The 12,533-nt window shown below is 65.3% G+C and carries 10 protein-coding genes, 2 pseudogenes and 2 riboswitches; of the genes and pseudogenes, 7 read left to right on the top strand and 5 right to left on the bottom strand.

What is annotated here, in order from left to right; all coding sequences use genetic code 11:
• Nucleotides 1-14: 14 nt before the first annotated feature.
• Nucleotides 15-1,340 carry a sigma-54 dependent transcriptional regulator gene (locus tag E6B08_RS13225; RefSeq protein ID WP_136914420.1) on the bottom strand — a complete coding sequence of 442 codons (1,326 nt, stop codon included), beginning with the start codon at nt 1,338-1,340 and terminating at the stop codon, nt 15-17.
• Between the two features lie 343 nt (nt 1,341-1,683).
• Between E6B08_RS13225 and E6B08_RS13220 the strand changes: the two genes are divergently transcribed.
• Nucleotides 1,684-1,950, top strand: a complete 267-nt coding sequence (locus tag E6B08_RS13220; protein WP_016392598.1) for a hypothetical protein — start codon at nt 1,684-1,686, stop codon at nt 1,948-1,950.
• A gap of 116 nt (nt 1,951-2,066) precedes the next feature.
• Here the strand turns inward: E6B08_RS13220 and E6B08_RS13215 are convergent, their stop codons facing one another.
• The 4 genes and pseudogenes from E6B08_RS13215 to cobW all read right to left on the bottom strand — a co-directional run bounded on the left by E6B08_RS13215 (nt 2,067) and on the right by cobW (nt 8,592).
• Nucleotides 2,067-2,627 carry a vWA domain-containing protein gene (locus tag E6B08_RS13215; protein ID WP_136914419.1) on the bottom strand — a complete coding sequence of 187 codons (561 nt, stop codon included), beginning with the start codon at nt 2,625-2,627 and terminating at the stop codon, nt 2,067-2,069.
• A 106-nt stretch (nt 2,628-2,733) separates the two neighbouring features.
• Nucleotides 2,734-3,759, bottom strand: a complete 1,026-nt coding sequence (locus E6B08_RS13210) for an ATP-binding protein (RefSeq protein ID WP_136914418.1) — start codon at nt 3,757-3,759, stop codon at nt 2,734-2,736.
• Between the two features lies 1 nt (nt 3,760).
• Nucleotides 3,761-7,521, bottom strand: a pseudogene (gene cobN, locus E6B08_RS13205) (cobaltochelatase subunit CobN).
• A 3-nt stretch (nt 7,522-7,524) separates the two neighbouring features.
• Nucleotides 7,525-8,592 carry a cobalamin biosynthesis protein CobW gene (cobW, locus tag E6B08_RS13200; protein WP_136914417.1) on the bottom strand — a complete coding sequence of 356 codons (1,068 nt, stop codon included), beginning with the start codon at nt 8,590-8,592 and terminating at the stop codon, nt 7,525-7,527.
• A gap of 100 nt (nt 8,593-8,692) precedes the next feature.
• Nucleotides 8,693-8,896, bottom strand: a riboswitch (cobalamin riboswitch).
• A 79-nt stretch (nt 8,897-8,975) separates the two neighbouring features.
• A riboswitch (cobalamin riboswitch) is annotated at nt 8,976-9,210 on the top strand.
• A gap of 106 nt (nt 9,211-9,316) precedes the next feature.
• On the opposite strand from cobW, the gene E6B08_RS13195 reads away from it, so the two are divergent.
• The 6 genes and pseudogenes from E6B08_RS13195 (at nt 9,317) to E6B08_RS13170 (ending at nt 12,524) form a co-directional block, all read left to right on the top strand.
• Complete coding sequence (locus E6B08_RS13195) at nt 9,317-9,502, top strand: CbtB domain-containing protein (RefSeq protein ID WP_136914416.1); 186 nt, start codon at nt 9,317-9,319, stop codon at nt 9,500-9,502.
• A gap of 10 nt (nt 9,503-9,512) precedes the next feature.
• Nucleotides 9,513-10,204 (top strand): annotated as a pseudogene (locus E6B08_RS13190) (CbtA family protein).
• Nucleotides 10,204-10,596, top strand: a complete 393-nt coding sequence (locus tag E6B08_RS13185) for a cobalamin biosynthesis protein (protein ID WP_136917394.1) — start codon at nt 10,204-10,206, stop codon at nt 10,594-10,596. The pseudogene E6B08_RS13190 and the gene E6B08_RS13185 overlap by 1 nt, the downstream one beginning before the upstream one ends.
• Before the next feature lie 27 nt (nt 10,597-10,623).
• A complete protein-coding gene (cobM, locus tag E6B08_RS13180) occupies nt 10,624-11,376 on the top strand; it encodes a precorrin-4 C(11)-methyltransferase (RefSeq protein ID WP_136914415.1) in 753 nt (250 codons plus the stop codon).
• A 65-nt stretch (nt 11,377-11,441) separates the two neighbouring features.
• The gene (locus E6B08_RS13175) at nt 11,442-11,684 is read left to right on the top strand and encodes a DUF1272 domain-containing protein (protein WP_136914414.1); all 243 of its coding nucleotides are present in this window, start codon (nt 11,442-11,444) and stop codon (nt 11,682-11,684) included.
• A gap of 225 nt (nt 11,685-11,909) precedes the next feature.
• Complete coding sequence (locus E6B08_RS13170) at nt 11,910-12,524, top strand: response regulator transcription factor (RefSeq protein ID WP_136914413.1); 615 nt, start codon at nt 11,910-11,912, stop codon at nt 12,522-12,524.
• Nucleotides 12,525-12,533 lie beyond the last annotated feature (9 nt).

Genomic DNA, 12,533 nt, shown 5'->3' with positions numbered 1-12,533 from the left:
GGGTGGAAACGCACTCAACGGATCTGGTGCTTGTGCAAAAGCCGATAGAACGTCGGTCGAGACACGCCAAGCACCTTGGCGGCAATGCTCAGGTTGTCGCTGTGCCGGTTCAGTACATCGCACAAGGCCTGACGCTCGGCCCGGTGCTTGTAGTCCTCGAGCGTGCCAAGCGGTTGCTCCTCGGCGTCTATGGTATGCAGACCGAGGTCCTGTGCCTCGATCTGCCGGCCCTCTGCCAGCACCAGGCCACGCCGGACCCGGTTGGCCAGCTCGCGCACGTTGCCGGGCCAGGAATGCCGGCCCATGGCCGCCAGGGCGCTGTCGCTGAACGAACGTGGCCGGCGCCCGGTCTCCAGGCTGTAGAAGTGCGAAAAATGGTTGGCCAGCATCGACAGGTCGCCATGCCGATCACGCAACGGCGCAGTGACCACCTGCAACACATTGAGCCGGTAGTACAGGTCCTCGCGAAAACGCCCTTGATGGATGGCTTTCTCCAGGTCGACGTGGGTGGCGGCCAATACCCGCACATCCACCGGAATCGGCTGGCTACCGCCCACCCGCTCGATGTGTTTTTCCTGTAGGAAACGCAGCAGGTTCGCTTGCAACTCCAGCGGCAGGTCGCCGATCTCGTCGAGGAACAGCGTGCCACCGTTGGCCGCCTCGATCCGCCCCACCTTGCGCTGGTGGGCACCGGTGAATGCGCCCTTCTCGTGACCGAACAGCTCGGACTGGATCAGGTGCTCCGGGATTGCCCCGCAATTGATCGCGATGAACGGCTGCTCGTGGCGCAACGACTGCCGGTGCAGGGTGCGCGCCACCAATTCCTTGCCGGTGCCGCTTTCACCGCGGATCAGCACCGGCGATTCGGTCGGCGCCAGCTTGCCGAGCAGCTTGCGCAGCTCACGGATCGGCCGGCTTTCACCGAGCAGTTCGTGTTCCGGTTCATCGACCCTGACCGTGCCCTTGCCGCGCAGGCGTGCCATGCCGAAGGCGCGACCCAGGGTCACCTGCACCCGCGACACGTCGAAGGGCAAGGTGTGGAAGTCGAAAAACCATTCGCAGACGAAGTCACCGACATTCTGGATACGCAGCTCCTCCGCGCTGAGCACGGCTATCCATTCGGTGTTGCTGCGCTTGATCATGTCCTTCACAGCGTCGGGATGACGCAGGTGCGAGGCCTGCAAACGCAACAGGCCGACATCGCAGGGATACTCCAGGGCAAGATCGAGGCTACAGCTGTGCACGTCCCACCCGGCGCTACGCAAACCGGGTAGAAGGCGGTGGCAGTCGTCGCACGGGTCGACGATGAGCAAGCGGCGTTGGGCTGCGGTTTCGTGCATGACCGTTCCTTGGCGCCAAATTATGGTTTTTTGCGTGAAAACAGTAAGTTGCGACGCCCGAATTAACAGTAGCAACGAACTTGACGCACCCCCCTACCGTTTGTCTGCTAAATGCTGTCGCGCCAAGAGCACCTGGGAATTTTCCCAACTTAACGACGTCACAGGCGGCGGCGGGCAAGAAACTTTGATAACGCCGTAAAAAAATTTACAACTGCCGTGTGACTTGAACACCGACTTGGAGCATCAGTACGAATAACCCCGCGCTGCGCATCGCGATAACACCAGCGAGCCAGAAGCCACGCGGACTACATTTCGATGTTTGGGACCATAGAGAGACCGAACCATGAACGCCCCGCTCCGTGTCAACGAAGCACTGCTGATTGCCGACCACGCCTTCGAACCCTTCCAGTGTGTAGCCTGGGATGCACCCAACGGCACTGGAGAGCTGAGCCTGGCAGTGATCGACCGGACCAGCACGCGTATCGGCAGCAAGCAAGTTTCCTCGCGCATCTATTCCGACCCTGCGCAATGGGCCTGCCTGATCGAAGAAGTGCGAGCCGAACTGTGCGAGAAAGGTTACGACCTGCAACCCTGGTCGATGCCAAAGTAATATCGGGCCTTGCCTTCAAGTGCGTGCATGGCACGCACTTGGGTAACTTCCCCCACTGCGCCCCCTTGTCGGGGATGGCAACTTTCCTTATTGCGACATAGTGTCGCGCCCCTTCTTTAATTACTCTTCAGCGCAAAATGCTCAAGGTGCTGGTAATCGGCCAGTAGTTGCTCGGCCAGTTGCCGTGCCCGGCCAAGGCGCACAGGCGCCAGCTCCATATCGACCAGCACCGTGTCACACGGCATCGGTGCTGGGGCCTGCCAGCGTTGCAGGCGGCCATCGGTAAACACCAGGCATCGCTGGCGTTCATGCGGGTGCGCCTTGCGCCGCGCCAGCAGCCAGTCGCGGGCCTGCTCCAGCGCAGCCAACAGAGGGGTGCCGCCACCGGCACCCAAGGCACGCAACCAAGGCTGCAACGCCGCCGACGCCTTCAACCCGTGCCGTTGCCATTGTGGCGCGCCGCCACTGGCGGTGAGCAGAGCCAGCCGCGCGCGCTGGCGGTATGCCTGGTCGAACAGTTCCGCCAGTACGCCCTTGGTATTGGCCAGTGCCTGATGACGACGGGTCGACGCCGACGCATCGACGATCACCAGCCACAATGCCGGCGCCTGGCCTCGGCGCTGCTGCCAGCACAGGTCCTGGCGCTGACGTGGCCGCCCCTTGAGCAAGGTCGGCAACCAGGCGACGCGACCGCTCGACGAAGGCCGGGGCGCCCACCACGCGGGCCTGTCAGGTTTCCGACATTCGGTCTGGCATCCGCCGCCTGTGGGTGCCGACGGATGCTCAGGGCTTTTTTGCCCAGTTCGGTACCTCGCGGCGCGGGCCGGTGCTGACTGGCTGGGCCGGTAATGCCCCCCAATCACCCTGCCCGCCTTGCTCCTCGGCACTTTTTCGGTCGCCGCTGGTCCGGTCACTGCTGGCTGACGCGGCCGGCGGGCTGGACTGGCTGTCGGGTGGCACACCGCGACGCCGATGGCGCAAGGCGAATTCGGCGACTGCCTCGACATCTTCCTCGGCTATGGTTTCTGCGCCGCGCCAGGCACAATGCGCACGCGCCGCCCGCAGCCAGACCAGGTCGGCTCGCAAGCCATCGACCCCCGCCGCGTAGCAGCGCTCGGTGATCCAGGCCAGAGCCTGGTCGTCGAGGCCGATGGCCGACAAGCGCTGGCGTGCGTCGTGACAGCGCTGGCGCAGTTGCTGCTGCGCCGCTGCCCACTGGGCGCCGAAGGCTTGCGGATCGGTATCGAAGGCCAGGCGCCTGCGAATGATCTGTTGCCGGGCTGCAGGCTCCGGCAATCCGTCGAGCAATACATTCAGCCCGAAGCGGTCGAGCAATTGCGGCCGCAGTTCGCCTTCCTCGGGATTCATCGTGCCGATCAAGACGAAGCGGGCGCTGTGTCGATGGGAGATGCCGTCGCGCTCGATCCGATTGGTGCCGCTGGCCGCCACATCGAGCAGCAGGTCGACCAAGGTGTCGGGCAGCAGGTTGACTTCATCGACATACAACACGCCGCCATCGGCCTGGGCCAGCACACCAGGCGAGAATTGTGCCTTGCCCTGCCCCAGCGCGGCATCCAGGTCCAAGGTGCCGACCAAGCGCTCCTCGCTGGCACCCAGCGGCAAGGTCACGAACGGGCCTTCGCCAAGCAGGTCGGCCAAGCCGCGGGCCAGGGTGCTCTTGGCCATGCCGCGTGGGCCTTCGATCAATACGCCGCCGATCTTCGGGTCGATGGCGGTCAGGCACAGGGCCAGTTTCAGGTCGTCCGCGCCGACCACGGCTGCCAGCGGAAATTGCACGGGTTCAATCATTTCAAGCCTGTTCCTCGCCGTCGAGCAATTGCGCCTCGAGGGCCTCGCGGTAGTCGCCGGGCTGCTCCCAAAGGCCACGCTGCTGGGCTTCCAGCAAGCGTTCGGTCAGGTCGCGCAGCGCTTCGGGGTTGTGTTCGCGCATGAAGTCGCGTGTCGCCGGGTCGAGCACGTAGGCATCGGCCAGCGACTGGTAATGGTGGTCGTCGATCAGATGGGTGGTGGCATCGAAAGCGAACAGGTTGTCGACGGTCGCCGCCATCTCGAACGCGCCCTTGTAACCGTGGCGCTTGGCGCCATCGATCCACTTGGGGTTGAGTGCGCGGGCGCGGATCACCCGGTTCAGCTCTTCCTTGAGGGTGCGTATGCGGGGCCGGTCGACCTGGCTGTGATCACCGTGGTAGCTGGCTACCGTGGCCTCTGCCAGGGTTTCCGAGGCCGCCAGCATGCCGCCCTGGAACTGGTAGTAGTCATTGGAATCGAGCAGGTCGTGCTCGTGGTTGTCCTGGTTGTGCAGCACCGCCTGGACCTGGCTCAGGCGCGTGGCGAACTGCGCCCGGGCGGGGGTGCCGTCATCCTGGCCGCCATAGGCATAGCCACCATGGTTGAGGTACACCTCGGCAAGGTCCTCGCGGCTGTGCCACAGGCGCCCGTCGATGGCGTTCTGCACACCTGCGCCGTAGGCACCCGGCTTGGCCCCGAACACCCGCCAACCGGCCTGGCGGGCGGCCTGCTCAGCGTCGATGCCTTGTGCCTGCAAGGCCTGGCGCTCGGCGCGCACGCGCGCAGCGAGAGGGTTGAGGTCGTCTGGCTCGTCGAGCGCCGCGACCGCCTGCACCGCCGCATCGAACAGGCGGATCAGGTTACCGAAGGCATCGCGGAAGAAGCCCGAGACGCGCAGCGTCACATCGACCCGTGGGCGGTCGAGCAGGCTCAGCGGCAGGATCTCGAAATCGTCGACGCGCTGACCGCCGCTGGCCCATACCGGTCGCACACCCATCAATGCCATGGCCTGGGCGATGTCGTCGCCACCGGTGCGCATGGTCGCCGTGCCCCACACCGACAGGCCCAGTTGGCGCAGGTGGTCGCCGTGGTCCTGCAGGTGGCGTTCGAGGATCAGGCTGGCCGAGGCGAAACCCAGGCGCCATGCCGTGGTGGTGGGCAAGTTGCGCACGTCCACGGTATAGAAGTTGCGCCCGGTCGGCAGTACATCCAGGCGCCCACGGCTGGGCGCCCCACTCGGCCGGCCGGCACGAAGCGCCCGGCCAAAGCGGCGAGCAGGCCATCGCGCTCGGCAGCGCCGCAGGCATCCAGATTGGGCGCGACCTCCTCGCACAGCGCCTGGATCACCTGACCCACGGGTTGCCAGGGTGCATCCAGCGGCAGCTGCAATTGACCAGCCAGGGCCTGTTCGATCAACTGCAGGGCAAACAGCTCCAGGCGTTCGCGGGTGTCCCCGCACGTGCGCCAGGTGCTGTCGTCGAGCGCCTGCAACAGTGTTGGCCGTGGCCCCGTCCAAGGCTGGCCAAGGTCGCAATCGAGCGGATCGAAGCCCAGCGCCAGCGCCTTGGCCAATGCCCGTGGCAGGCTGGCGTTGCCACCACGCCCGTCACCGCGTTCGACACGCAGCAGCGCCAGCAAGGTATCGCGGCGCAGCCGACCTTGCGGCGACTGGCCGAACACATGCAGGCCATCGCGGATCTGCGATTCCTTGAGGTCGCACAAGTAGGTATCCAGACGCGGCAGCCATACAGCGGCGTCGTCCAACTGGCCCTCGAGCTGCAGTTCGCGGTCGATGTGGTTGGCCTTGACCAGTTCGAGTATGTCGCGCTGCAGTTCACGCGCTCGGCGAGGGTCGAGCAACTGCGCCTCGTAGTATTCGTCGGCGAGCCGCTCGAGGTGACGCAGTGGCCCGTAGGTCTCGGCGCGGGTCAACGGTGGCATCAGGTGGTCGATGATCACCGCCTGGGTGCGGCGCTTAGCCTGGGCGCCCTCGCCCGGATCGTTGACGATGAACGGATAGATGTTCGGCAGAGGACCGAGCAAGGCGTCCGGCCAGCACTGCGCCGAAAGGCCCACGCCCTTGCCCGGCAACCATTCGAGGTTGCCATGCTTGCCGACGTGGATCACCGCATCGGCAGCAAAGGCGTGGCGGAGCCAGAAGTGAAACGCCAGGTAGGCATGCGGCGGCACCAGATCGGGGTCGTGATACACGGCGCTGGGGTCTACCTGATAACCCCGCGCCGGCTGGATGCCGACGAAGGTCTGGCCAAACCGCAGGCCCGCCACCATCAATCGGCCTTGGCGGTACATCGGGTCTTGTTCGGGCGGACCCCAGCGCTCCAGCACGGCCTGGCGGTTGGCTTCGGGCAGCCGCTCGAACACGGCCTGGTAGTCGGCCAATGCCAGGCTCTGGGCGCAGGGGCGCAGGTCCAGGTGGTCGAGGTCGTTGGTCACGCCGCCGAGCAAGGCGTGGATCAGTTGCGTGCCGCTTTCGGGCAGGTCGGCCACCGGATAGCCCTCGTCACGCAGGGCAGCGAGTATGTTCAGGGCGGCTGCAGGAGTGTCCAGGCCCACGCCGTTGCCGATGCGGCCGTCGCGGGTCGGGTAGTTGGCCAGCACCAGGGCCACGCGCTTCTGCGCGTTGGGCAGGCGTGCCAGGGCTACCCAGCGCCGCGCCAGTTCAGCGACAAAGTCCATGCGCTCGGGGTGGGCGCGGTAGCAGACGACATCTGCCTGGCTGCGCTCGCTGCGCCAGGCCAGGTCCTTGAAGCTGACGGGGCGGGTAATGATGCGCCCGTCCAGCTCCGGCAAAACGATGTGCATGGCCAGGTCGCGGGCACCCAGGCCCTGCTCGCTGGCCTCCCAGGCCGGCTGGTTGTCCTGGGCACAGATGGCCTGCAACACCGGAATGTCACGGCGCAGCGGCCGCAGGTTGGGGCGCTGCGGACTGGACAGGGCGAAACCGGTGGTGTTGACCACCACTTCAGCGCCCACTTCGTCCAGCCACTGCTCGAGCTGTTCCAGGCAGGCGCTTTCCTTGAGGCTGGCCAAGGCTATAGGCAAAGGGTTGATCCCCGCCGCCTGCAGGCGCTTGCAGAACACGTCGATGAAGCCGGTGTTGGCGGCTTGCAGGTGCGAGCGATAGAACAACAGCGCCGCCACCGGCTGCTCCGGGTGCCACTGGCGGTACCAGTCTTCCAGGGTCGCGCCACCCTTTTCGGGATGGTAGACGGCCGTACGCGGCAGTGCTTGCGGTTCTTCCCAGGGATACTCACGCCCCAGCCACAGACTGGCCATGCAGTTGAGCAGGTTCAAGGCGTTGGCCTTGCCACCCTGACGCAAAAAGTGCCAGAGGCGTTCGGCCTGCGCCGGTTCGACCGTGCCCAGCCCGGTAAGCTCAGGGTCGGGGCGGTCGTCACCTGGCACCAGGATCAACTGCACGCCCCGGGCGGCCAGCTCTACCAGCTGTTCGACCCCATAACGCCAGTAGCCGACACCGCCATGCAGGGACACCAGGATCACCTTGGCATGGCGCAAGACCTGGTCGACGTAGAGGTCGACCGAGGCATGGTTCTGCACCTGCATGGGGTTGGCCAGGCGCAGTGAGGGGAAGTCGTCTGGCAACTGCTCGGCGGTATCGGCGAGCAACGCCAGGTGCGAATCGCCGCTGCATAGGATCACCAGCTCGGCAGGTGTCTGGCCAAGATCGGCAATGCTGTCGTCCGGCACGAAGCCGCCGGGCTGGGTGCGCAGCAGGTGCATCGGTCAGGCGCCCAGGGCCTGGCGCAGGCGCGCCTCCAGTTGAGCTGCGTCCAGGTCCTGGCCGATCAGCACCAGGCGGGTGATGCGCGGCTCGCCTTCGCGCCAGGCGCGGTCGAAGTGCTTGTCGAAACGCGTGCCGACGCCTTGCACCAGCAGGCGCATCGGTTTGCCGGGAATGGCAGCGAAACCCTTGGCGCGCAGGATGCCGAACTCGACCACCAGCTGCGTCAAGGCGTCGAGCAGCAGACTCTCGTCGGCTTCGGGCAGGTCGATGGAGATGGAGTCGAAGGCGTCGTGATCATGGTCGTCATGATCGTCGCCGTCATGATGCGAGTCGTGGTGCGTGCGGCGGCCGTCGATGTGTGCTTCGGCCTCGGCGCCCACACCGAGCAGGACGTCCAGCGGCAGACGACCGCTGGCGGCCTCGATCACCTTGACCGCTGGCGGCAGTTCCTCGGCCACTTCGGCGCGGACCTTGGCCAGGCCTTCGGCATCGATCAGGTCGGCCTTGTTCAGCACGACCAGGTCGGCGCTGGCCAACTGGTCGGCGAACAGTTCGTGCAGAGGCGACTCGTGGTCGAGGTTGGGGTCGAGCTTGCGCTGGGCATCGACCTGCTCGGGATAGGCGGCGAAGGTGCCAGCAGCCACGGCCGGGCTGTCGACCACGGTGATGACGGCGTCGACGGTACAGGCGTTGCGGATTTCCGGCCACTGGAAGGCTTGGACCAGAGGCTTGGGCAGCGCCAGGCCACTGGTTTCGATGAGGATGTGGTCGAGGTCGCCACGGCGGGCCACCAACTCGCGCATCACCGGGAAGAACTCTTCCTGCACGGTGCAGCACAGACAGCCGTTGGCCAGCTCGTAGACGCGGCCGCTGGCTTCTTCCTCGGTGCAGCCAATGCTGCACTGCTTGAGGATCTCGCCATCGATGCCGAGTTCGCCGAACTCGTTGACGATGACCGCGATACGGCGTCCCTGGGCGTTGTCGAGCATGTGGCGGAGCAATGTGGTCTTGCCGGAGCCGAGGAAGCCGGTAACGATGGTGACGGGGAGCTTGGCCAGTGTTTTCATGTCGCGTTGCCCTTGGCATGATGGCGCGGGCATGCGGGACGACAGCCCCAGAGCCTGGCCGGCCGGGCTCGTTCGCCACCGGATCACCCCGCCCGGTTGAAAGTCGAAATCGTCTCGAGGCAGGTCTCCTGGCTCGCACCGGTAGGCCCTGCGCTACAGGGCTTGCGGATGACGCCTTCCCGCACCGGGGCGCAGTGGCTGTGTCGATCCATGGGTGCTTACAGTTGCGGGGGCAGCCGCGGCTTTGACCGCGTTCCCATCTTAGCTTCGGCATGGCCGAAGAACCTCGAAGCGGCAAGGCTACGCGGGGGGTCGCCGGGGGTCAACCGATGGCTGGGAATTTGTGCCGGGGCGTGGTTGACGCGCCCCCCGCCCCGTGCTCTTCTTATGCCCTGCGTTCAGGTGCCCCTACGGGGGTGAAACGGGAAACCGGTGCGTCGCAGGCCCTCGATACTTTCGCTGTACAGGGCCCGACAATTCCGGTGCTGCCCCCGCAACGGTAAACGAGTGAAGGGTCTGGACCACTGTGCCACGCAGTTCGGCATGGGAAGGTGACCCCCTCAGGAGCCCCGCTCCTCCTCGTAAGCCCGGAGACCGGCCTGGCGTTCATGTACACCCCGCGGAGGGCGGGCGCTGTCGCATTCCCCATTCCTGGGGCCCAAGGCGCCGATCGCGCCCGGGGCGACCGCGCCTGCTGCCTACAATAAATGCAGAGGAACGCGTCATGCCCGTCACCACCCTCAAAAACAGCGTCGCCACCCCCACTACCCAGAGCCAGCGCATCATCGTCGCCGTCGGTGCCAGCCTGCTGGGTCTGTGCCTGGTCTACTTCGCCGGCTTCTCGCACATCGAAGCGGTGCACAACGCCGCCCACGACACCCGCCACAGCGCCGCCTTCCCCTGCCACTGAGCCCGCCCGCATGATCAAGCGCATCGCACGTACCGCAGGGTTCAGCGGCCTGCTCGCTGCCCTGTTGCTGACTCTGCTGCAAAGCTTCTGGGTCGCACCGCTGATTCTCCAGGCCGAAACCTATGAAAACAGTGCCCCGGCAACCGAGCACCACGACCATGGCCAGGAAGCTGCGCCAGCACACAGCCATGACGGCGAAGCCTGGTCGCCCGAGGATGGCTGGCAGCGCATCGTCGCCAACACCGGCGGCAACCTGGTCGTGGCAGTCGGCTTCGCCCTGATCCTCGCCGCGCTGTACAGCCTGCGTGAGCCCAACCGCACACTTTCTGGCGGATGGTGGGGCTGGCCGGGTTCGCCGTGTTCTGCCTGGCACCCACCCTGGGCCTGCCGCCGGAACTGCCCGGCACCGCAGCCGCCGAACTTGGCCAACGTCAGGCCTGGTGGATCGGCACAGCCGCCGCCACCGCCCTGGGCCTGGCATTGCTGGTGTTCGCCCAGCACTGGCTGCTCAAGGTACTCGGTGCAGTGCTGCTGGTGCTGCCGCACATAATCGGTGCGCCACAACCGGAGCATCATTCGAGCCTGGCGCCCGCAGAGCTGGAAACCCAGTTCAAGATCGCCTCGTGGCTGACCAACGCCGCGTTCTGGCTGGCGCTCGGCGTGCTCAGCGCATGGCTCTATCGTCGCGCCAACCCGGCCTGATGGCGGCACTGTACATCGGCCTCGGCTGTCGCCGGGGCTGCCCGCTGGAAGTACTCGAATCACTGCTGCAACAGGCGCTGCAGGCCAACGGCCTGCAGCCTTCGGCGATGCGCGGCATCGCCACCCTGACGGCCAAGGCCGATGAGCCGGCGCTGGTGCAACTGGCCCAGCGCCATGGGCTGACTCTGGAGCATTTCGACGCCCGCCAACTGCAGGCCTTCGAAGCGCAGCTCAGCCATCGCTCGGCCGTCGTCCATGCGCATACCGGCTGCTGGGGCGTAGCCGAGAGCACCGCCCTGGCCCTGGCCTGGCAGGCCGAAGGCCAGGCCAGCCTGGTGCTCACTCGCCAGGTGCTCGGCCCGGCTACCCTGGCCGTAGCGCGTGGACGATAATCGCCCTTCATCGTTCAAGGAATCACCATGACTGTTTATTTCATTGGCGCAGGCCCGGGCGACCCCGAGCTGATCACGGTCAAGGGCCAACGCCTGATCCGCCAGTGCCCTGTGGTCATCTATGCAGGCTCCCTGGTGCCGGCGGCGGTGCTCGAAGGTCATCAGGCCGAAACCCTGATCAACAGTGCCGAACTGCACCTGGAACAGATCATCGCAGCGATGCGCGCAGCGCATGACAAGGGCCAGGATGTGGCGCGTGTGCACAGTGGCGACCCGAGCCTGTACGGCGCCATCGGTGAACAGATCCGCCACCTGCGGGAACTGGGCATCGACTACCAGATCATTCCCGGCGTCACCGCCACCGCCGCCAGCGCAGCGTTGCTCGGCTGCGAGCTGACCCTGCCAGACGTGGCGCAGACCGTTATCCTGACCCGCTACGGCGATACCTCGCCAATGCCCGCCGGTGAGCAACTGGCCGATTTGGCGCGCCACCGCACCACCCTCGCCATCCACCTGGGCATCAAGCACCTGGCGCGGATCGTCGACGACCTGCTGCCGCACTACGGCCACGACTGTCCGATCGCCGTGGTCCACCGCGCCACGTGGCCCGATCAGGACTGGGTCCGTGGCCGTCTCGACGACATCGTCGGGCAGGTCGCCGCCAAGGGTTTTCGCCGTACCGCGCTGATTCTGGTGGGGCCTGTGCTCGGCGATGCACCTTTCGCCGAATCGGCCCTCTATCGCGCCGGGCATGCCCACCTCTACAGGCCGCGAGACTGACATTGCCAAGCGTCGGTGGCCCATAGCAGACTCCAGGTTCACGCCCACGACCTGGAGTTCTACCCATGCTGGAGCTGCGCCCCAATTGCGAATGCTGCGATGCCGATCTGCCTGGCGATAGCCCCGACGCCGTGATCTGCTCGTTCGAATGCACCTTCTGTCGTACCTGCGCCGACCAACGCTTGCACGGCCAGTGCCCGAATTGCTCGGGGCAACTGGTCGCCAGGCCAACCCGGGTCGGCTTGGCCCTCAACAACAACCCCGCTTCAATCCAGCGCGTACACAAACCCCACACGCACTGTGCCTGACACCTGCGCCTTGACATGAAATGCGCTCGTTTATAACGCGGGCGCGACCTTTTCCATTCTCCCTGTAGGGTTTTTCAACAGAGTAAGGTGTGATTTTCCACAGTTCTATACTCGCCATTACCAAGGCGGCGGAATGGCCGTATCTTGCGCGCTGCCAGCTATCGTCTGCAGGCCTCTTCCCGCCAGACGCGAGAAACGGACCACATTCCGACAGGAGTTTTCTACATGACCACCGTACTGATCGTCGATGATCATCCTATCGTGCGCCTCTCCCTACGCATCATGCTGGAACGCGATCGCTTCCAGGTTGTAGGAGAAGTCGATGATGGGAAGGAAGTCGCCCAGGCCGTACGTGACCTTGAACCGGATGTCGTCATCCTCGACATTGGCCTCCCCGGGCTCGATGGCATGGAGGTGATCAAACGCCTGCAAAAGCTTGAACCGCAACCGAAGATCATGGTGCTCACCGGACAGGCAGGCGACCTTTATGTCAGGCGCTGCCTGGACGCCGGCATCGCCGCCTTCCTCACCAAGGACGAAGACCTCGACGCCGTGGTGTTCGCCTTGAAGGCGCTGGTGAAGGGCTATTCCACCTTCCCACAGATGTCGGTCAACAGCAGTACGCTGGAAAGCGAAGCCTATCGCCTGGGCAGCTTGTCCAACCGCGAGATGGAAGTGCTGCGCCGCCTTGCCCGTGGCGAAAGCAACAAGTTCATCGGGCAGCAGATGAACGTCAGTGCCAAGACCATCAGCACCTACCGTGGCCGGATCATGGAAAAGCTGCGAACCGAGTCGCTGGTGGAAATGGTCGACCTGGCCAAACGTAACCAGGTGAACTGAACGGGCGCT

Origin of the sequence: Pseudomonas putida (genome assembly GCF_005080685.1) — a bacterium.
GTDB classification, from domain to species: Bacteria; Pseudomonadota; Gammaproteobacteria; order Pseudomonadales; family Pseudomonadaceae; genus Aquipseudomonas; species Aquipseudomonas putida_V.
This window is presented reverse-complemented; position numbering and strand designations above follow the sequence as displayed.